Consider the following 21,246-nt stretch of genomic DNA (forward strand, 5'->3'; position numbering starts at 1 on the left):
GAGGCCGCTGATGAGCCAAATGAGGGGCCGTGAGTGCCTGAGCCGCATCGAGGATTATGTTGTGGAAACGGTCCCCGATGCCGATATCATTGTAAATGCCAACGAAACCAATGAACCGATGGGAAAGAAAATGGAGAAAAAGCTGGTGGATGCTGTCCTTAAGGAAGCGCTGAACCGCTATCCCTCCATGCACGGGGAAGACCTGTGTGCTTTTCTTGGAAAGAAATATGGTCTTGAACCCTACCTGTTCTGCCTGGGAAATGGCTCCAGTGAACTTTTGGAAAAAGTCTGTTTTGCCTTTGGCGGCAAGGGCCGTAAGATTGCCTATCCCGCTCCGTCCTTTTCTATGTACGAAACGTATATCACCCTTTCTGACAGTACGCCCGTACCTTATCGTTTGGATGAGGATTTTCAGGTAGACGCCGATGCGGTCATCAAGTTCTGTAAAAAGGAAAAACCCGACGTTCTCATCGTCAATAACCCCAATAATCCAACGGGAACCTATAATGCGCGGCAAATGATGGAAAAGATCATCCGCAGCGTCGATGCCCTTGTCGTCATGGATGAAGCCTACATTGAATTTTCCAATGGTGGAGCGGATGCTGAAGAAAATTCGACCCTCCCCCTTGTGGCTGACACCGATCATCTCCTCGTCCTGCGCACCCTGTCGAAGGCCTATGGCCTGGCTGGCCTGCGCATTGGCTTTGGCGCCGGGAGCCGGGCCGTTATGGAAATCCTTCACAAGGTACTCCTGCCCTATCATGTCAATCGCCTGACCCTTGCCATTGCCCTTACGTTCCTAAAGTCCAAAAACTACCTCAAAAAGCGGGTGGCCGCTGTCGTCAAGGCCCGTAATGCCCTTGCGTCAGACCTTGGGACCTTGGGTTTTACGGTCCTGCCGTCAGGGACGAACTTCCTTCTTATCATGCCCAAGGAAGAGACCCTTACGGTCCTTTTTGCCAAGAGCAAAAGCCGGGCCAAAGGCAGGGAGAACAGGGCAAAAGCCGCCGGAAAGACCCTTTTTGAGGGGCTCCTTGCCCGGAAGATCTTGGTTCGCAATTATTCCCAGCATCCACTGCTGCCAGGGGCCCTGCGGATTTCGACAGGGACCTTGGAAGAAAATGCCCGCATCATTGAAGCGGTAAAGGAAATTCTGGAGGGATGATCATGAGAGACAGTACTGTCCATCGCCGGACGCAGGAAACCGACGTGACTGTGACCTTGGAACTTGACGGCACGGGGGAAGCGGATATCGATACAGGTGTGGGGTTCTTGAACCATATGCTGACCCTTTTTGCCGTTCACGGTCATTTTGACCTGACCGTACGGGCGACCGGGGACCTTGATGTCGACTGCCACCATACGGTGGAAGATGTGGCCCTGACGTTGGGCGAGGCCCTGCGCAAAGCCTTGGGTGACAAGGTGGGAATCCATCGCTATGGGAGCATGCTCCTTCCTATGGATGAGGCCCTAGCCGAAGTGATCCTTGATATCAGCGGACGCCCCTATCTTGTGTGGCATGCTGATATTCCCCGTGTCAGTCTTGGTCTTTTTGATACGGAAATGGGGGAGGATTTTTTCCGCGCCCTTTCTGTCCAAAGCGGGATGACCCTGCATATCAATGTCCCTTACGGCCGCAATACCCATCATATGCTTGAAGCCATCTTCAAAGGTTTTGGCCGTGCCCTTTCCGAAGCTGTTGCCATCGATCCACGGGTCCATGGCATCATGAGCAGCAAGGGCGCCCTGTAAGACGCGGCTGAATATAGCCGTGGGAAAGGATTCCCATGAACAATCAATCCATTGCTATCATCGACTATGGTCGGGGCAACCTGCACAGCGTCTATTATGGACTGAAAAAGATTGGCGCTGACCCCATCATTACCAATGACGAAAAAACCATCCTTGAAGCCCCGCGGGTCATCCTGCCAGGCGTCGGTGCCTTTGGGGACTGCATGGACCATCTTGCCGCTTCAGGCCTTGAAGATGCCATTTTTCACATGATTGAAAAGGGGACCCCTTTTCTTGGCATCTGTGTGGGACTCCAGCTCCTTTTTGAAGGCAGTGAGGAAACACCTGGTGTCAAAGGTCTTGGCATCTTTAAGGGGATGGTGCGCCTGATTCGCACGCCCTATAAGATTCCTCATATGGGGTGGAACGAGCTTACGATAACCCGTCCGTCACCTTTACTAAAGGATGCCGAAGGGAAAATGGTCTATTTTGTCCATAGCTTTGCCGCGGACCCTTGTGACCGAAATATCATCACGGCAACCACCAATTATGGTACGGAACTTGTCGCTGCCGTAGGCCGCGGCAACGTCCAGGGCTTCCAGTTCCATCCGGAAAAGTCCTCTGCTGCCGGCCTTGCCATGCTGAAAGCCTTTAAGGAGTGGAAACCATGAACCTTTATCCAGCCATTGATCTGCGAGGCGGAAAGTGTGTACGCCTTGAAAAAGGAAATTTTTCTAAAGAGACGGTCTACAGCAAGGATCCCGGTGCCATGGCGCGCCGCTTTGCCGAAGCGGGGGCCCATACCATCCATGTGGTAGACCTTGACGGTGCCCTTGCCGGAAAAAGTGAGAACCTTGCCGCCATCAAGGCCATCATGAAGGAAGGTGGTATCCCCATCGAAGTGGGCGGCGGCATCCGTACCTATGAACAGATTGAGGGTCTGCTTTCTTTGGGTGTAAGCAAGGTCATCCTGGGGTCTGCTGCCATCTATGACCCTGATCTTGTGGAAAGGGCCAATCGGGACTTTCCCCACAAAATTGTGGTTGGCATCGATGCGAAAAATGGCTATGCGGCCGTTGATGGATGGAAAAAAAATAGCCATCTTACTGCCGAGGCACTTGCCCGGCGTGTTGCCGCAGCTGGTACGGAGCGGATCATCTTTACGGATATCAGCCGCGATGGGATGATGAATGGCAGCAATATCGAAGCCACAGCCACCCTTTATAAAGCCTGCGGGGTTCCCATCACGGCCTCGGGAGGCGTTTCTTCCCTTGAAGACATCAGAAGGCTCAAAGCCCGTGAAACAGATGGCATCGAAGGCTGCATCATTGGGAAGGCGCTTTACGACGGCGCATTTACCCTTGCTGAGGCCCTCAAGATTGCCGGGGAGGTGTGACCATGCTGGCAAAAAGAATCATCCCCTGTCTTGATGTCAAGGCGGGCCGCGTTGTCAAGGGAATGAATTTCGTCTGTCTCCGCGACGCTGGGGATCCGGTGGAGCTTGCGGCCCAATATGAACGGGAGCAGGCTGATGAACTGACTTTCCTTGATATCACAGCTTCCGTGGAAGGCCGCAAAGCCATGCTGGACGTCATTGAACGGACGGCTAGGGAAGTCTTTATGCCCCTTACGGTGGGAGGCGGCATTTCCACCATGGAAGATATCCGGGCCGTCCTCATGGCCGGTGCTGATAAGACGAGCCTTAATACGGCCGCTGTCATGACACCGGAACTCATCCAAAAAGGGGCCGAAGCCTATGGGGCCCAGTGCATGGTTCTTGCCGTTGATGCAAAGAAAAAACCATCCGGTGGCTGGGAGGTCTATATCCATGGAGGGCGGACGGCAACAGGATTGGATGTCCTTGAATGGGTCCGCAAAGCCGTGACCTTGGGGGCCGGCGAGATCCTTCTTACGAGTATGGATGCTGATGGGACCCAAGATGGGTTTGACCTTGACTTGACGCGGGCTGTTGCCGAAGAGGTCCCCGTTCCTGTCATCGCCTCAGGCGGCGCGGGCAAACTGGAGGATTTTTATCGCGTCCTGACCGAAGGCAAGGCGGACGCGGCTCTTGCCGCATCGGTCTTCCATTATGGAACCTTCCGCATCAAGGAAGTGAAGGACTATCTTGCAAAACGTGGTGTCGTCGTGCGGCGCTGAAAGGGGGACCCTTTCCTCATAGCAGGGGAAGGGCCCTTCCTGCGTCTTCTGCAAAAGCGCAGCGTCAGGGCCCAGGAAACGTGATACAATAAGGACAAGAGGTGTTTCTTATGAAAATCGATATCAGTCATTTGAAATTTGATGAAAGAGGCCTCATCCCGGCAATCGTCCAGGACGTGACGACGGATAAGGTCCTTATGCTTGCCTATATGAATGGACAGTCCCTTGCGCTGACCGTGGAAACTGGTTACACCTGGTTCTGGTCCCGGAGCCGGCAGGAACTATGGAACAAGGGCGCTGTAAGCGGCAACCTGCAGAAAGTGAAATCCATCGTCTATGACTGTGACGGTGATACGCTTCTTGTAAGGGTCGTCCAAAAAGGGGTTGCCTGCCATGAGGGCAACTACTCCTGCTTCAGCTACCCGCTGTGGAACGCGGGCTCCGGTGAGAACCTGCCTGCCACCTACAGCGACCTTCCCACTGTTGTGGATGAACTCTATCGCAAACTTACCCATGAAAAGAGAAACAGCAAGGACGGTTCGTATGCGGGCTACCTTTTTGAGTCCGGGGAAGACCGGATACTGACCAAACTGATGGAGCATGCGACGGCTTCCCTCCTTGCTTCAAAGAATGAAAATGCCAAGGGCCTTGTTTACGAGATGGGCGATTTATGGTATCATTGCTTGGTACTGCTTGCTTACCATGGCATTACGCCCGCCCAGATGCTTCAAAAGATGGGCGAGCTGGCAAAGAACAAACAACACGAGTGATCGTATCATTTGGAGGCTGATCTGATGGCTAGACTTTTTGGAACCGATGGGGTCCGCGGTGTTGCGAACGCTCATCTTAACGCGGAACTTGCTTATAAACTGGGAAGGGCGGCGGCCCAATATTTTGGCCGAGAAGTCAAGAACCCGAAAATCATCATTGGACGGGATACGCGGCTTTCGGGGACCATGCTCGAATCGGCCCTTGCGGCAGGCATCTGCAGTGCCGGCGGCAATGCCCATCTTCTGGGCGTCATCCCTACACCGGCTGTTTCCTATTTAACGGAAAAACTGGGCGCCAGTGCCGGTGTTGTCATTTCCGCCTCCCACAATCCCTTTGAAGATAATGGCATCAAGTTTTTCGCGAAGACCGGTTTTAAGCTTCCCGATGCCGTGGAAGATGAAATTGAAGCCATTGTGAACCAGCCCATTGACTACACGAAGACCTTGACGGGATCTTCTGTGGGGCGCGTCATCCAGGAACCGGACATGGCCATGGAATATATCCAGCATATTGTGTCCTGCGCCGATACAAAGCTGAATGGACTCAAGGTGGTCATGGACTGTGCCAATGGGGCCAACAGCCAAGTGGCGCCTGCTATCCTGCGTCTTTTGGGGGCCGAGGTCATTCCCATCTATGACCAGCCCAATGGCATCAACATCAATAATGGCTGTGGGTCCACGCATTTGGAAGCCCTCCAGAAGAAGGTCGTCGAAGTGGGGGCGGACTGCGGCATTGCCAATGACGGTGATGCAGACCGGTGCCTAGCTGTCGACGAGCGGGGTGAGGTCCTTGATGGGGACCAGATCATGCTCATCTGTGCCCTTGATCTGATGAAACGGGGAAAACTCAAGGATCAGGTTCTTGTCACAACGGTCATGAGCAATGTCGGTCTTAACAAGGCCATGAAGGAACATGGCGGGAGTACTGTGAAGACCGGTGTAGGCGACCGTTATGTCCTTGAAGAGATGCTTGCCCATGATTATAAGCTCGGTGGGGAACAGTCCGGCCATATCATCTTTGGTGACCTCGCCAAGACCGGCGATGGCATGATGACCGCTGTGAAGCTCCTCGGCTGCGTTGTGCGCCAAAATCAGAGCCTTTCTGAATTGGGCGCCCTCATGGTCAAATACCCGCAGACTCTTCTCAATGTCCGTGTTGCCAATAAAGCTGGCTGGGGAAAAAACCAGGCCATAAAGGACGTAGTCAAAAAATTTACGGATGAGCTGGGCGAAGACGGTCAGGTTCTTGTCCGTGCATCCGGTACGGAACCGCTGATCCGGATCATGGCTCAAGGGGAAACGCAGACCGAAACAGACCGGATTACGGAGGCCATTGCCGAAGTGGTTCGCCGCGAATTAGTCTAATAAAAAATGACCCTGGAAAAGCTCGTGCTTTTCCAGGATCATTTTTTATACGCCCGCTCTTTCAAGGAAACGGAAGACTTGTCGAAAATAGATCTCTCCCAAGGCATCATTTTCTGCATGGCGTCCGCCTTTGATGAGAAGTTCTTCCTTTATCGGGGACGGGCTCTGTGAGGCAAGGTCTTCCATCATGTGGGGCGGAATGAGTTCATCCCGCGAGCCATGGATAAAGAGAATGGGAAGGGTGCTTTTTTTGACCTCCTTGATGGGGGAAACGTCCCGCAAAAAAACGCCCGTACGGATCTTCATCAGGAGATTTGCCCCTTGAATGATGGCGCTGGGGTAGGGGATAGCGAGGTCTTCCATGCGTTCTTCAAGGAAACGGGATAGGTCACTGTAGCCGCTGTCTTCAATGACGGCCTTGACATTTTTGGGAAGGGACTCTCCCAGGGCCATCATAACATCACTTGCGCCCATGGATTCGCCGTGGAGAACAATGCGCGCCTGAGGGTCCACGGCTGCGATTTCCCGGGCCCATTGGGCCACGTCCTTGCCTTCAAGGGCGCCCATGGTGAGATAGGTTCCTTCACTTTTTCCCGATGCCCGCATATTGGGTGTCACGACATGGTAGCCTCTTTTTAAGTAATAGGGTGCGACGCCCCACATAAAGCGCTCATTGCAGCCGTAGCCATGGACGAGGATGACCCAGCGGTGGCTTTCTTTATCCGGCAGAAAATGGGAACCTACAAGCTGCAGTCCGTCAAAGGACTGCAGCGTCCAGATTTCAGTGGGGGCAAGGGGCGCCTTGGGCTGGTTCCGGGGATCTTTGTTGGGGTAGGGGTAGATTTCCTCAAAGGCCTGGGGCGGTCCCCAAGGGTCCCTGGAATTGCCCCGACGCAGGGCATAGTCCACATACCCCATCCCTTCACGATATAAAAAGCCGCCTCCTATGCCCGCCATCAGTACGATAAGGACAAGGAGGAGGTAGAGAATTTTTTTCAAGATGATGCGTCTCCTTCTATTTTTTCGCATCCCATTGTAGCGCAATTTCATCCATGACGGTAGTAGGCATGGAGGATTGTCACAAAAATTCCGGATTTTTGCCGTACCTTTTCGAAAAAAGGTGACAAAATACCCTCTCTTTATTTTTATTTTTCAGGCGTGTTATCAAGAAAAATTTTCCAAATTCCCTTGACAAGGTTTTTTGTCGTGGTATAATGAGCACAAATTCAAAATTGCCATCGGTCATGCGAAGGACACGTCATCAGGGCCACTGTACAGAGAGGTCGGAAGCTGAGAACGACCCAGACGAATGATGATTCACCACCTTCAAACCATCGGCTGAACCCAAAAGTAAGCCTGATCGTATTACCTGCGTTAAAGGTACCGAGTGGGTCCCCGTGTCGGGGATCAATCAGGGTGGAACCGCGAGCATGTGCCCGTCCCTATTCTAGGGACGGGCCTTTTTTATATCCCCTGGCAATCAAAAGGAGGAGTTTTTATTATGGCAAAGATCAATGTTAGTCTGCCGGACGGCAGCAAAAGAGAATATGAAGCAGGCATCAGCCTGCTGGATATTGCAAAGAGCCTCAACCAGAAACTGGGCAAAACGGCGCTTTTGGCAAAGGTCGACGGTGTGAACAAGGACCTTGCTGATTCCTTGGACCGGGATGCTGCTGTTGAATTCATTACGCCTGACAGTCCGGAAGGCCTCCATGCCATCCGTCATACGGCTTCCCATGTCATGGCCCAAGCCATCCAGCACCTTTTCCCGGGAACCAAGTTTGCCATTGGTCCAGCTATTGAAAAAGGATTCTATTATGATCTTGACAGTGAGCACGTTTTTACGCCCGATGACCTGAAAGCCATCGAAAAGGAAATGGCGAAGATCGTTAAGCAAAACCTGCCCGTTGTCCGTCATGAAATTCCTAGAGCTGAAGCCCTTGCTAAATTCAAGGCAGAAAATGAACCGTACAAAGTTGAACTCATTGAAGACCTGCCGGAAGATGCCGTCATCAGTACCTATTCCCAGGGCGACTTCACGGATCTGTGTGCGGGGCCACACTGCCCTTCCACGGGCCGGGTCAAGGCTTTCAAACTGATGAGCATTGCCGGAGCCTACTGGCGCGGCGATGAAAAGAACAAGATGCTCCAGCGCATCTATGGCACGGCTTTTGCCAGCAAGGAAGACCTGGAAGCCTATCTCCATATGCTGGAAGAAGCAGAAAAGCGTGACCACCGGAAACTGGGCAAACAGCTTGGCCTTTTCATGCTGAGCGACTACGGCCCTGGCTTTCCCTTCTTCCTGCCAAACGGCATGATCCTTCGCAACGAACTCATCAATTATTGGCGTGAAGTTCATCGCAAGTATAACTATTATGAAGTTTCCACGCCGATGATCATGAACCGCCAGCTTTGGGAAACGAGCGGTCACTGGGATCACTATAAGGAAAATATGTACTTCACGAAGATTGACGGCGAAGATTATGCCATCAAACCAATGAACTGCCCCGGCGGCATGCTGGTCTATGACAGTGAGCCCCATTCCTACCGTGACCTGCCGCTGCGTGTCGGTGAACTGGGTCTTGTCCATCGTCATGAATTGTCCGGCGCTCTCCACGGTCTCTTCCGTGTCCGCTGCTTTACCCAGGATGATGCTCACATCTTCATGATGCCTAACCAGATTGAAGACGTCATTCAAGAAACGATCCGTCTTTTTGATGAGGTCTATGCAACCTTCGGTCTGACGTATCATGCAGAACTGTCCACGCGTCCGGATAACTCCATGGGCGATGACGCTACGTGGGAAATGACGACGAACGCCCTGCGCAAAGCCATGGATGATTTTGGCCTGAAATATGTCGTCAACGAAGGGGACGGCGCTTTCTATGGCCCGAAGATCGACTTCCATCTGAAGGACTCCATTGGCCGTACGTGGCAGTGCGGTACGATTCAGCTTGACATGTTGCTTCCGGAAAAATTCAACCTCACCTATACGGGCGAGGATGGGCAGAAACATCGTCCTGTCATGATCCACCGCGTTGTCTATGGCTCCATCGAACGTTTCATCGGGATCCTCATTGAAAACTATGCCGGTGCCTTCCCGGCTTGGCTGGCTCCGGAACAGGTCCGCGTCATGCCGATTACGGATAAGTTCAATGAATATGCCAAATCTGTCGTGGATCAGATGGAAGCCCTTGGCATCCGCGCCCACCTCGACGACCGCAATGAAAAGATTGGCTACAAGATCCGCGAAGGCCAGGTCAAGAAAGTTCCCTATATGCTTGTTGTCGGTGAAAAGGAAGCTACGAATGGTACGGTTTCCGTCCGCAGCCGCAGCGAAGGCGAAATGGGAGCGATGGCCGTTGATGAATTCATTGCCAAACTCCAGAAGGAAATCAAGGAGAAAAAATAAGTTGACAGACTGCTCCATCTGTAGTAGAATGTCCGAGTAACCAAGTAGAGGCCACCTGCTTCTCACCTTGCAGCCTACGCTCGACAGGGTCAATGATATGTTCGTATGACGGGTGGACTTTGGTTCGCCCGTTTTCTTTTACTTTGAGGTAAGTGCTGAAACCGTACTTATCCATATTCTGTGGAGGTGATCGTCATAGCAAAAGATGAATTAAGGATCAATGAAGAGATCCGCGCTAGGGAAGTCCGCGTCAACACTGTCGATGGAGAACAGCTGGGCATCATGCCCCTTGCCCGTGCCCTTGAGCTTGCCGCCCAGCATCATTTGGATCTGGTTGAAATTGCTCCGAAGGCTAAGCCGCCGGTCTGCCGGATCATGGATTATGGCAAGTACCAGTACGAACAGCAGAAACGGGAAAAAGAGGCCCGCAAGCGTCAAAAGACTGTTGACGTAAAGGAAGTCAAGCTGCGTATCCGCATTGAAGAACACGACTTTGATGTCAAGACCAAGAATGCCATTCGTTTCCTTGAAGGCGGGGATAAGGTCAAGGCCACCATCATGTTCCGCGGCCGTGAACTGACCCACCCTGAACTGGGAGAGGAATTGCTCAATAAAATGGCTGTAAAACTGCAGGACATTGCAGTCATCGAAAGAAAACCGAAACTGGAAGGACGCAACATGGTCATGATTGTTGCTCCCAAAAGTTCCAAATAATAAGGAGGATATCCATTATGCCTAAGATGAAAACCCGCAGATCCGCGGCTAAACGTTTCAAAGCTACTGCTACCGGTGAATTCAAGCGTGCCAAGGCTTTTAGAAGCCATATCCTGGAACACAAATCTCCGACCCGTAAGAGAAACCTGCGTAAAGCTGCCTTGGTCCATAAGACTGATCATGAACGCGTAGCTAAGATGCTGCCTTACGCATAAGACTGGTATTGAGAACGAAGGAGGATATGGAAAATGGCAAGAATTAAAGTTGGTGTAACGGCCCATAGACGTCATAAACACATTCTGAAGCTCGCTAAGGGCTACAGAGGTTCCAAGAGCAAGCTCTTCAAAAAAGCCAATGAAACCGTCATGAAGGCGCTGTACTACGCTCGCCGCGACAGAAGAGCCAAGAAACGCGAATTCCGTCAGCTCTGGATTGCTCGTATCAACGCTGCAACCCGTGCTAATGGCCTGAGCTACAGCCGTTTCATCTGCGGCCTGACGAAAGCCGGTATCGAACTCGACCGTAAGGTCCTGGCTGACCTGGCTGTCAACGATGCTGCTGCTTTTGCAAAACTCGTTGAAACCGCCAAAGCGGCTCTCTAATAAATATAAGATAACAGCCTGTGAAGAAATTGCTTCACAGGCTGTTTTTTGTGCGCCCACCATGGGGTATATACCCACGGTGGGCTAGGACAAGCACGTGTGTGAAAACGAGGAAACCGCCGCGCTTCGAACGATACGCACGGTCGTGTGAGAGGTTGGGATCTCTCTTTAGAAATCACTTCTACTCGATCCTTACCTGATTTCAAGCAGGCAGTCGCCGCTCATAATGGCTTGGCCTTTGGTTACGTAGATGGTGCCAACGGTGCCAGCGATGGGAGATGTAATGGTCGTCTCCATCTTCATGGCTTCCGTGACTGCAAGGGACTGGCCTTTTTTTACGTTTTCCCCGCTCTTTACAAGGACATTTACGACAGAACCCGAAAGGGTTGCCGCTACGTCACCGGGGTTATTGGGATCTGCTTTCTTGCTGGCGATGGTCTTTTGGTCGACATTCTTGTCGATCACGTCGATTTCCCGTTCCGCACCGTTGAACATGAAAGTGACGGTCCGCATGCCCCGATCATCGGGATCGCTTACGTTGATGAGTTTGATGACGGGCTCCACGCCTTCATCCAAAGTGACCGTAATCTCTTCGTTTTTTGTCATGCCAAAGAAGAAGGTCGGTGTATCAAGGACGCTGACATCCCCATATTTCTTGATGAATTCCTCATAGTCCTTGAAGACCTTTGGATATTGGCAGTAGGCGTTCACATCTTCATCGGTGTGGTTGTAGCCAGCATTTTCGAGCTTTGTCCGGACGGCTTCAAAATCAATGGGGTCAAGGAGGGCACCAGGACGCTTATCAAGGGGTTTCCTGCCCTTGAAAATGATTGCCTGCAGTTTTTTCGGGAATCCCTCGTAGGGCACGCCTAAGCGGCCTTCAAAAAATTCCACAACGGACTGCGGATAGTCAAGGCTGTCACCTCGTTCGTAGATGTCCTTTTCTGTCAGGTCATTTTGGACCATGAAGAGGGTCATATCACCGACGACTTTCGAGGAAGGCGTAACCTTCACAATATCGCCGAACATGAGGTTTATGTCATGGTACATCTTCTTGATCTCGTTCCAGCGGTCACCGAGGCCCACGGCCTTGGCTTGCTGCTTGAGGTTCGAGAACTGGCCGCCGGGCATTTCGCAGTCATAGACTTCCGTGTTGGGGAAGGGGTCGCCCTTATCGACACCCTTATAGTAGGGCCGGACCGAGGCCCAGTAGCGGCTCATTTCCTCCGCCGCTTGGATATTTAGCTGAGGCTGGCTTTTTTTGCCGCTCATGGCGTAGTAGAAGCTGTTCATGCTGGGCTGGCTCGTTCCGCCGGCAAACGCGGAAAATGCGGCATCCACAATATCGACACCAGCATCGGCGGCGCGGCACAAGGTCGTCACAGCATTTCCGGACCCATCGTGGGTATGTAGGTGAATCGGCACGGATACAGCGTCTTTCAGGGCGGAAACCAGGGCATAGGCTGCTTCCGGCTTCAAGAGACCTGCCATATCCTTGATGGCAATGATGTGGGCACCGGCGTCTTCAAGGGCCTTAGCCATGGAAACATAGTAATCCAGGTTATACTTGGGCCGACTGGGATCCAAGATGTCTCCGGTATAGCACAGGGCGACTTCGGCTACTTTGCCCGTTTCACGCACGGCTTCAATGGTTCCTTTCATATTATCCAGGCTGTTCAAGCTGTCAAAGATGCGGAAGACGTCAATACCGTTTTTGGCTGCAAGTTCAACAAAATTTTTTACGACATTATCGGGGTAGCTCGTGTACCCTACGGCATTTGCCCCGCGAATCAGCATCTGGAGAAGGATGTTGGGTGCCTTTTCCCGCATGGCCCGCAGGCGCTTCCACGGATCTTCTTTGAGGAACCGGTAGGCCACATCAAAGGTAGCGCCGCCCCAGCATTCATAACTGAAGAATTGGGGCATTTTCTTTGCCGACGTTTCCAGGACGCGAAGCATATCCTGGGAGCGGACACGAGTCGCAAGGAGTGATTGGTGGGCATCCCGCATCGTCGTATCGGTAATGAGTACCTGGTTTTGCTCCAGGACCCACTTTGCAAGGCCCGCAGCCCCACGGTCGTCAAAGATGGCCTTCGTACCTTGGGGATAATCGCCTGCTGCCGGTTCCGGCAGTTCCAAGGGAGCAAAATCGGGATGGACTTCCGGCCCCTTTCCGGAATAGCCATTAACCGTGACTTCGCCAATATATTTGAGGAGCTTCGTGCCCCTGTTATGGACCACGGGCAGGTCAAAGAGCTCAGGATGGTCATCGATAAAATTGACATCGTAGTCGCCGCGCACAAAGGAGGCTTCGCGCAGGACGTTGGTCAAAAAGCCAATGTTTGTCTTGACGCCGAGGATACGGAATTCATCGAGTTCGCGGAGCATCTTCTGTACGGCTTGGGCGTGGGTGAGACCGTATGTCGTTGCTTTCACGAGCAGGGAATCGTAGTAAGGCGTAATGATGGACCCGGTAAAGGCGTTGCCGCTGTCAAGACGGACCCCAAACCCGCCGCCGCTGCGGTAGGCAATGATCTTGCCCGAGTCAGGCATGAAACCATTTAGAGGGTCTTCTGTCGTCACGCGGCACTGGATGGCGTTGCCGTGGCACATGATGGCCTCTTGGGAGGGAATGCCAATTTCGTCGCTCGTGAGGGCATAGCCTTCTGCCACCTTGATTTGGGTCTGGACAATGTCGATGCCTGTAATCATTTCCGTTACTGTATGTTCGACTTGGATGCGGGGATTCACTTCAATGAAGTAGAAGTCCCCGTCCGGCGTCACAAGAAATTCGACGGTACCGGCGTTGACGTAGTTCACGTTCTTCATGAGCGTTACGGCCGCGCCGCAGATTTCTTGGCGGAGCTTCTGAGGAAGGGAAAAGGCCGGCGCGATTTCAACGACTTTTTGATGGCGGCGCTGGATGGAGCAGTCCCGCTCATAAAGGTGGAAGACATTCCCGTGTTCATCGCCCATGATCTGGACTTCGACGTGCTTTGGATTGCGGATATATTTTTCAAGATAGATCTCGTCATTGCCAAAGGCGAGTTTGGCTTCGGATTTTGCTCGCTCATAGGCGTCTTTCAGGTCACTCATGCGATGGGCCATGCGCATGCCGCGTCCGCCGCCGCCATTGACGGCCTTCAGCATAATGGGAAAGCCTACATCCTTGGCAAACTTTTCCACTTCAGCAAAGTTCATGACTGGCCCGTCACTGCCGGGAATAAAACGGATGCCGGCCTTTTTGGCCTGTGCGCGGGCATTGACTTTGTCACCGAACATGATGAGGTGGTCGATATGGGGGCCAATGAAGGTGATGCCTTCTTCGGCGCAGCGCCTAGCAAGGTCTGCGTTTTCCGAAAGAAAGCCATAGCCGGGATGGATGGCGTCGACATGGTGCTCATGGGCCACCCGGATGATATCTTCTATATCAAGGTAGGCATCGACTGGCTTTTTCCCTTTCCCGATCAAATAAGATTCATCGGCGCGGAAGCGATGGAGGGATAGGGAATCTTCTTTACTGTAGACCGCAATTGTTCGGATTCCCATTTCGTGACAGGCACGAAAAACACGAATTGCAATTTCGCCGCGATTGGCGACTAGAACGGACGTAATTTTTTTCATAGAAGAACCTCCCCTTGGATTCACGGTTACAGCCCTATGCCTAGGAACTGGATAATAAGAAAAAGATAATAGTCAATATAAAAATTCTCTTACTGTAGTTGTTATTATAACAAATGAATTTCATTATGCAACTAATATCGTTCGATTTGTTAAAATCATGAGTGCCCGCTTTGCAACTGTTAGAAACCATACAAAACCGCCTTTTCTTTTTACAAGGGTGCCTTTTTGAAAGGGGGAGACCTGCCTTCCTGAAACGGTTGCGTTCTTTCCATATTATGGTATAATACAAAGAATGCAGTCCACCGCAGACTGCTTTAAATCTGCCCAATTGAAAGGGGTTTTATGATGTCCAGCTTTTTAAATGATTTTAAAGCTTTTGCACTTCGCGGTAACGTTGTCGACATGGCTGTCGGTGTTATCATTGGCGGTGCTTTTGGTAAGATTGTCGCTTCCTTTGTGTCCGACATCATCATGCCGCCTATTGGGATGATCCTGGGTGGGGTTGATTTTTCAAACCTTTTCATCAATCTTTCCAGTAAGAAAGTGGATACCCTTGCAGAAGCAACGGCTGCCAAGGTCCCTGTCATTGCCTACGGGAAATTCATTACGACGGTCATTGATTTTCTCATCATGGCATTTGTCATCTTCCTCATGATTTCCCTCCTGAACCGTTTCAAGAAGGAAGAAAAGGAAGAACCAGCACCGGAGACGCTTTGCCCATTCTGTAAGATGCCTATCGATCCGGCCGCAACAAAATGTCCGCATTGTACTTCTGATATCCCCAAGGACAGTCACTGAGATTGCTTTTGCTGATCCATGCAGTCATTCCTTTGCAAAAGAGGGGGCCTGCATGGATCCTTATTTTTATCATAACAAGGAGGTTTGTCCATGAGCGTCATTGATACCCTCAAGGAACGGGGTTACCTTAAACAGTTATCCCATGAAGAAGAAATCAAGGAATTATTGGAAAAGGAAAAGATCACATTCTATATTGGCTTTGATCCGACGGCGGACAGCCTTCATGTGGGTCATTTCATCGCGCTTATGGTCATGGCCCATATGCAGCGTGCCGGTCATCGTCCCATCATCCTCATGGGCGGCGGTACGGGCATGATCGGTGACCCAAGCGGCAAAAATGAGATGCGCAAGATGCTGACACCGGAATTCATCCACCACAATGTGGAATGCTTCAAGAAACAGGTTGGCCGCTTCATCGATCTGTCGGACGGCAAGGCCATCGTCGCCGATAACGCGGACTGGCTGCTGGGGCTCAATTACATCAAGTTCCTGCGCGAAGTAGGCGTTCATTTTTCTGTCAACCGGATGCTGGGGGCAGAATGCTACAAGAACCGCCTTGCCAGTGAAAATGGACTTTCTTTCTTTGAAATGAACTATATGATCATGCAGGCCTATGACTTCTATGTCCTTCATAAGAAGTACAACTGCGTGATGGAACTGGGCGGTGATGACCAGTGGTCCAATATGATTGCCGGAGTGGAACTTATTCGACGTAAAGATCGTCAGCCCGCTTTCTGCATGACCAACACCCTCTTGACCAACAGTCAGGGCCAGAAGATGGGCAAGACCGTCGGCGGAGCCGTCTGGCTGTCAGCAGAAAAAACCTCTCCCTTTGATTTTTATCAATACTGGAGAAACGTCGATGACGCCGATGTGGAAAAATGCCTGGCTCTCCTGACCTTCCTTCCCATGGACGAAGTACGCCGTCTCGGCGCCCTTGAAGGGTCAAAAATCAACGAAGCGAAAGTGACCTTGGCATATGAAGTTACGAAACTGGTTCATGGTAAAGAAGAAGCCGATAAAGCCAAAGCTGCTGCAGAAGCCCTCTTTGGTGCTGGCGGGGATATGGGAAATGCCCCGGTGGTGGAAGTTGCTAAAGATCGCCTCGGAAGCTCCCTGCTGGACCTTCTCTTTGATGCCAAAATCATCGCTTCCAAGAGCGAGGGTCGCCGCCTGATTCAGCAAAATGGCCTTACGGTCGGGGATACCAAGGTGACGGATGTGGCCGCCGTTTTATCGGAAGCCCTTTTTGAGGGCAAGATGGAAGTCCTGCTCCGTAAAGGAAAGAAAAAATACTATCGCCTCATCTTGAAATAAGAAATGCTTGTAAAGGTCCTGACCCTTCTCTTTGAAGGGGGGACCTTTTTCCCATGGGAAAAAATTGAGTCAGATGAGCAAGGACTGTAGTATAATTTGTTTATAAAAATAATTATCAATGAGAATTCAATTTAAATTAGCGAATTTTTCACATAAATCTTTAAAATGAGATATAATAGAGAAGTAAATAAACCTGATTTCCATGAGTGCCCTTTGGGGGCCTGTTCGAGGGGAAATTTGGCCCATCGTCCTTAGTAGGAGGGAATCCTGCCCGTGGGATTCGGGGTGTATAGAAAATAGGGAGGATGTTAACGTCATGAATTACGAAAAGGAATACGCAAAGAAACTCACGACGCCGGAAGAAGCTGTTAAAATCGTAAAAAGCGGCGATTGGGTAGATTATGGGTGGTGCGCCAACCATCCCCGCGTACTGGATAAGGCCCTGGCTGAACGGATGATCAAGGAACCGAGTCTGACGGATCTTAAGTTCCGTGGCGGTGTCGCGCTCTGGATGCCGGAAGTAGCCAAGATTCCCAATGCCAAGGAACAGATGTGCTGGAATTCCTGGCATGCAAGCGGCTATGAAAGAAAACTTACGGATAACGGAATTGGCTACTATGCTCCGTTGCGGTTTTCCGAGTTGCCCCGCAATTACCGTGACAACATCAAACATGTCGATGTCACATTCATCCAAGTGGCTCCTATGGATAAACATGGGTACTTTAATTTTGGACTTTCCGCATCCGATATTGCGGCCGTAATCGAAGTCTCTGAAAAAGTTGTCGTTGAAGTCAACCCACTGATGCCGGTCGTCTTGGGCGGTACGGAAGTCAGTGTCCATATTGATGATGTTGACTTCATTGTTGAAAATGAAGGCATTCCCATGGCCGATCTGCCGAGCGGTGCGCCCAGTGAGATCGATGAAGCTGTAGCCAAGCTCATTGTTCCGGAAATCCCGAATGGTGCCTGCCTGCAGCTGGGGATTGGCGGTATGCCGAACGCTGTTGGCGCCATGATTGCTAAGAGCGACCTTAAAGATCTTTCCGTTCATACGGAAATGTATGTCGATGGGTTTGTTGATATCGCTAATGCCGGTAAATTGACCTGCGCACAAAAGAATATTGACAAGGGCCGTCAGGTCTTTACCTTCGCTGCCGGTACCAAGAAACTCTATGATTATGTAGATAATAACCCTGCCATCATGGCAGCTCCGGTTGATTACGTCAATGATGCCCGTGTCATTGCCCAGATCGATAACTTCATGTCCATCAATAACTGCATTGAAGTGGACCTGACCGGTCAGGTAGCTTCCGAATCAGTTGGGCACAGACATATCAGCGGTGCTGGCGGACAGCTTGACTTCATGTTGGGGGCTTATCTGTCCAAGGGCGGTAAGAGCTTCCTTTGCTGCTCCTCTGCCTTTAAGGGCCATGATGGGGAAATCAAGAGCCGTATCGTTCCGACCTTGACGCCTGGCGATGCCATTACGGCGACGAGAACGAACCTCAACTACTTTGTCACGGAATACGGGATTGTCAATCTCAAAGGGATGACCACGTGGCAGCGAGCAGAAAAGCTGATTTCCGTTGCCCATCCGGATGTCCGCGAAAAACTGATCAAAGATGCTGAAAGCATCGGGATCTGGAGAAATTCCAACAAACGCTGACAAGCTATGGGAAATGGGCTGTGAGAACCTTCACGGCCCTTCTTTTTTGTCAGTTTGCATGGAAGACGGATTCATTTCGGTTCCTTTCCCATATGCAGTGTGGTACAATAGAAAAAGCGTAGGAATTCATCCTCGTCTTTTGATTCCCAGTTAAGGAGGATTCATCAATGAAAACCGTTCATGCAGTGGCTGCGGTCATGATCCGCGGTGACCGTGTCTATGCAACCCAGCGCGGATACGGCGAATTTAAAGATAAATGGGAGTTCCCCGGCGGCAAAGTAGAAGCTGGGGAAACTCCGGAAAAGGCCCTTGTCCGTGAAATCAAGGAAGAACTGGCTGCCGATATCTCGGTGGGAAAACGGCTTACGACCGTTGAATATGATTATCCCGAATTCCATCTGGTGATGGACTGCTACCTCTGCAGCGTCGATCCCCATGCCCTGAAGCTACTGGAGCATGAGAATGCAGAATGGCTCACTTGGCGCGACTTCAATAAGATGGACTGGATGGAAGCCGATAAAAAGGTCGTGGAAGCCGTTAAGGCCTTCTTCAAGGAAGCAGAAAGAAAAATCATTTAGCTGAAACCAAACCGTCCCGGACGCAAATACATGGATGGTGAAGGCAAAAGACCATGAAATAAAAAAGCGCATCCCTTCAAATAAGGCGTTTGTTTGAAGGGATGCGTTTTCTTGTTGAGAATAAAACTTTCGTTGACGGTCAAAAAGAGGGGGGAAGCTTTTTCCATCTTCCTATAAAAAAGCTGCAGGGCCAAAGCCTGCAGCTTTTTCACGGTTTTATTGTTTTGGCGGTCTGACAGGCGGGGGAGCAATGCTGCTCCTAGGCGCTGACGACTCGCTGGAAGAAGCCTTGGAGCCGCTTTCCGAAGGTTTGGCATCCTGCGCTTCCTTCTTTTCATCGGCTGTTTTCTTCTTCTTTTCTTCTGCCTCTTTCTTTTTCTTATCTTCTTCGGCTTTCTTGTCATCGTTGGGTTCATTTACCCGAACTGGTTCCTTGAAGCCGCTGGGACGCTCAAAATCTTCCACAGGCAGTTCATCGACGGCATAAGTCATAAAGGTCCGCCACAAGGTGGCCGGTTCCCCGCCGCCCGTCATTCCGCCTAAGGAATCATTGTTGTCGTCACCAATCCAGACGGCAGCGGCCAGATTCGGTGTAAAGCCGACGAACCAAGCATCGCGGTATTCACTTGTGGTTCCCGTCTTGCCGGCAGAAGGCCGGCTGATGGCAGCACCGCGCCCGGTACCGCGGGTCATGACGTCCTCCATCATGCTGATCAGCATATAGACGCTGCTCGGTTTAGCTACCGTAACAGGATCTGCTTTGTGTTCGTAGATGGTCTTGCCATTCCGGTCCACAATCTTGACAATCGGTGTTGGTTTGTTGAATTTCCCCATGTTGGCAATGGCACCATAGGCACCGGCCATTTCAAGGGGCGTGACGCCGTGGGTCAAGCCGCCCAAGGCCATGGCTGAGTTGTCATCGGACTGGGGTCCATCTTCCACAAGGGTCGTGATGCCCATTTTCTTGGCAAGCTTCAAGACATTACTGTTGCCGTATTTTTCACTGATCTTGATGGCTGGAATGTTGTACGAATAGGTGAGGGCCCGACGGTAGGTCATCTTGCCGTGGAAGCGGCGGTCATAGTTCTGCGGGTTCCAGCTGCCAGGAATCGGGGAGTCATCGACAATATCATTTGGCGTGGCGCCATGCTCCAGGGCATTAAGGTAAACAAAGGGCTTGAAAGCGGAACCTGGCTGGCGCTCTGCCATGACGGCCCGGTTGAATTGGTCCGTCCCGCGGCCACCGATCATGGCCTTTATGTATCCTGTCTTCGGATCGATTGCCACGATGGCTGACTGAGGCTGCTTGAGCTTATTGTTGTCCGTGTAGTAGGTCGGCGTCAGGGCAGCTGCCCGTTCGGCGGCTTTCTGCATGGTCGGGTCAAGGGAGGTGTAAACTTTGAGCCCTTGCTTATAGACGGCATCGGGACCGAATTTATCAATGAGGATTTGGATGCAGTAGTCGATGAAATAGCTCTTGGAGCCGGGATTTGAAGTCAGGCTCTTATATTCGAGCTTTTCCTCACTTGCTTTCTTGTGTTCTTCCGGCGTGATGAAATTGTACTTTTCCATCTGGCTGAGGACCGTTTCCTGACGGGCCTTGGCTGCTTTCGGATTGGCTTTCGGGTTGTAGTAGTTCGGGCTCTTAGGGATGCCGGCAATCATGGCAGCCTCGGCAAGGTCCAGATCTTCAACATGTTTTCCAAAGTAGGTATTGGCCGCTGTTTCGACCCCGTAGGCTCCCTGACCGAAGTAGATCTGGTTCATGTACATTTCAAGGATTTCCTTTTTGGTGTACTTCTGCTCGATCTGGAGTGCAATGAAGGCTTCGTGGATCTTTCGCGTCAGCGTCCGTTCCTGTGTGAGAAAGTAGTTTTTTGCCAGCTGCTGGGTAATGGTACTGCCGCCTTGGACCTCATCGTAACGAATGTAGGTGTAGATGGCACGGGCAATCCCTTTGAAGTCAATTCCGCCGTGTTGGTAAAAGCGGATGTCTTCTGCCGCAAGGAAGGCGTTCTGCAGGTTCTTAGGTACCTTACTGATGGAAACGGGGATCCGGTCTTCTTCGGAATCAACGGTCGAAATCAGATCGCCATTGATATCATAGAACTGGGACGACGCCATAGGCACCATATCTTTTGACATGATCTTGGCTGTTGTGAACTTTGCCAAGGCAAAGAAAGCCGTGAGGGAAATAAACCCTACAAGGATCAGGGCAAGGACAGCCGAAAGAATCATGCCTCCTAATTTTTTCTTTTCCCGAGGGTCTCGGGGTTTGAGGAGATTCCTCCAGTTTCTTTTTCCTTTATACGTCATTGTGTCAGCTCCTGTTTCTAGATTGATCTGATGGAAAAAGCAAATAGCTACCCGTATTATATCACAACTTGACGGACTGCAATAGCAATTCTTTCCGAATTCGCACGCCCTGCGGCCCCTGAAAGGGGAAAGGAACGGCAGCTAAGCGTAAAATGTTTCTCGGTAGGGAAAAATAGTCCTTGCAAAATAAAGGGGA

At 51.3% G+C, this 21,246-nt stretch carries 18 protein-coding genes; 15 read left to right on the plus strand and 3 right to left on the minus strand.

Annotation, left to right across the window (positions count from 1 at the left end; genetic code table 11):
* Positions 1–10: 10 nt before the first annotated feature.
* From QZQ08_RS04980 to glmM, 7 genes are all read left to right on the plus strand, one after another.
* Positions 11–1,165 carry a histidinol-phosphate transaminase gene (locus QZQ08_RS04980; RefSeq protein ID WP_296328787.1) on the plus strand — a complete coding sequence of 385 codons (1,155 nt, stop codon included), beginning with the start codon at positions 11–13 and terminating at the stop codon, positions 1,163–1,165.
* A 2-nt stretch (positions 1,166–1,167) separates the two neighbouring features.
* On the plus strand, positions 1,168–1,752 hold the full coding sequence (gene hisB / locus QZQ08_RS04985) for an imidazoleglycerol-phosphate dehydratase HisB (RefSeq protein WP_296328789.1): 585 nt from the start codon (positions 1,168–1,170) through the stop codon (positions 1,750–1,752).
* 35 nt (positions 1,753–1,787) lie between these two features.
* Positions 1,788–2,402, plus strand: a complete 615-nt coding sequence (hisH, locus tag QZQ08_RS04990) for an imidazole glycerol phosphate synthase subunit HisH (RefSeq protein ID WP_296328791.1) — start codon at positions 1,788–1,790, stop codon at positions 2,400–2,402.
* Positions 2,399–3,127 carry a 1-(5-phosphoribosyl)-5-[(5-phosphoribosylamino)methylideneamino]imidazole-4-carboxamide isomerase gene (hisA, locus tag QZQ08_RS04995; RefSeq protein WP_296328794.1) on the plus strand — a complete coding sequence of 243 codons (729 nt, stop codon included), beginning with the start codon at positions 2,399–2,401 and terminating at the stop codon, positions 3,125–3,127. The genes hisH and hisA overlap by 4 nt, the downstream gene beginning before the upstream one ends.
* A gap of 2 nt (positions 3,128–3,129) precedes the next feature.
* The gene (hisF, locus tag QZQ08_RS05000; RefSeq protein WP_296328798.1) at positions 3,130–3,888 is read left to right on the plus strand and encodes an imidazole glycerol phosphate synthase subunit HisF; all 759 of its coding nucleotides are present in this window, start codon (positions 3,130–3,132) and stop codon (positions 3,886–3,888) included.
* Positions 3,889–3,998: 110 nt separating this feature from the next.
* Entirely contained in the window at positions 3,999–4,658 is a 660-nt protein-coding gene (hisIE, locus tag QZQ08_RS05005) for a bifunctional phosphoribosyl-AMP cyclohydrolase/phosphoribosyl-ATP diphosphatase HisIE (protein WP_296328801.1), read from the plus strand.
* Positions 4,659–4,682: 24 nt separating this feature from the next.
* Positions 4,683–6,023 (plus strand): phosphoglucosamine mutase, encoded by a 1,341-nt coding sequence (gene glmM / locus QZQ08_RS05010; RefSeq protein ID WP_296328803.1) that lies wholly within the window; start codon positions 4,683–4,685, stop codon positions 6,021–6,023.
* Positions 6,024–6,068: 45 nt separating this feature from the next.
* On the opposite strand, the gene QZQ08_RS05015 is transcribed toward glmM, so the two are convergent.
* Entirely contained in the window at positions 6,069–7,022 is a 954-nt protein-coding gene (locus tag QZQ08_RS05015; protein WP_296328805.1) for an alpha/beta hydrolase, read from the minus strand.
* A gap of 502 nt (positions 7,023–7,524) precedes the next feature.
* Between QZQ08_RS05015 and thrS the strand changes: the two genes are divergently transcribed.
* From thrS to rplT, 4 genes are all read left to right on the plus strand, one after another.
* Positions 7,525–9,435 carry a threonine--tRNA ligase gene (thrS, locus tag QZQ08_RS05020; protein ID WP_296328808.1) on the plus strand — a complete coding sequence of 637 codons (1,911 nt, stop codon included), beginning with the start codon at positions 7,525–7,527 and terminating at the stop codon, positions 9,433–9,435.
* A 186-nt stretch (positions 9,436–9,621) separates the two neighbouring features.
* Positions 9,622–10,149, plus strand: coding sequence for a translation initiation factor IF-3 (infC, locus tag QZQ08_RS05025; RefSeq protein ID WP_009014769.1), 528 nt, complete (start codon positions 9,622–9,624; stop codon positions 10,147–10,149).
* Between the two features lie 17 nt (positions 10,150–10,166).
* Positions 10,167–10,364: a 50S ribosomal protein L35 gene (rpmI, locus tag QZQ08_RS05030; protein ID WP_009014768.1), complete on the plus strand. Its 198-nt coding sequence runs from the start codon at positions 10,167–10,169 to the stop codon at positions 10,362–10,364.
* A 33-nt stretch (positions 10,365–10,397) separates the two neighbouring features.
* A complete protein-coding gene (gene rplT / locus QZQ08_RS05035) occupies positions 10,398–10,751 on the plus strand; it encodes a 50S ribosomal protein L20 (protein WP_009014767.1) in 354 nt (117 codons plus the stop codon).
* A gap of 192 nt (positions 10,752–10,943) precedes the next feature.
* Here the strand turns inward: rplT and QZQ08_RS05040 are convergent, their stop codons facing one another.
* Positions 10,944–14,375: a pyruvate carboxylase gene (locus QZQ08_RS05040; protein WP_296328821.1), complete on the minus strand. Its 3,432-nt coding sequence runs from the start codon at positions 14,373–14,375 to the stop codon at positions 10,944–10,946.
* A 345-nt stretch (positions 14,376–14,720) separates the two neighbouring features.
* On the opposite strand from QZQ08_RS05040, the gene mscL reads away from it, so the two are divergent.
* The 4 genes from mscL (at position 14,721) to QZQ08_RS05060 (ending at position 18,734) form a co-directional block, all read left to right on the plus strand.
* Positions 14,721–15,173 (plus strand): large conductance mechanosensitive channel protein MscL, encoded by a 453-nt coding sequence (mscL, locus tag QZQ08_RS05045; protein ID WP_302889805.1) that lies wholly within the window; start codon positions 14,721–14,723, stop codon positions 15,171–15,173.
* A 90-nt stretch (positions 15,174–15,263) separates the two neighbouring features.
* Positions 15,264–16,490 carry a tyrosine--tRNA ligase gene (gene tyrS, locus QZQ08_RS05050; protein ID WP_296328827.1) on the plus strand — a complete coding sequence of 409 codons (1,227 nt, stop codon included), beginning with the start codon at positions 15,264–15,266 and terminating at the stop codon, positions 16,488–16,490.
* A 316-nt stretch (positions 16,491–16,806) separates the two neighbouring features.
* Positions 16,807–18,156: a butyryl-CoA:acetate CoA-transferase gene (locus QZQ08_RS05055; protein ID WP_296328830.1), complete on the plus strand. Its 1,350-nt coding sequence runs from the start codon at positions 16,807–16,809 to the stop codon at positions 18,154–18,156.
* Between the two features lie 167 nt (positions 18,157–18,323).
* Positions 18,324–18,734, plus strand: coding sequence for a (deoxy)nucleoside triphosphate pyrophosphohydrolase (locus tag QZQ08_RS05060; RefSeq protein WP_296328833.1), 411 nt, complete (start codon positions 18,324–18,326; stop codon positions 18,732–18,734).
* Positions 18,735–18,950: 216 nt separating this feature from the next.
* Here QZQ08_RS05060 and QZQ08_RS05065 read toward each other — a convergent pair whose 3' ends face one another.
* A complete protein-coding gene (locus QZQ08_RS05065; protein WP_296328837.1) occupies positions 18,951–20,972 on the minus strand; it encodes a transglycosylase domain-containing protein in 2,022 nt (673 codons plus the stop codon).
* Positions 20,973–21,246 lie beyond the last annotated feature (274 nt).

Source organism: uncultured Acidaminococcus sp., assembly GCA_900538365.1.
In the GTDB taxonomy this organism is placed as follows: Bacteria; Bacillota; Negativicutes; order Acidaminococcales; family Acidaminococcaceae; genus Acidaminococcus.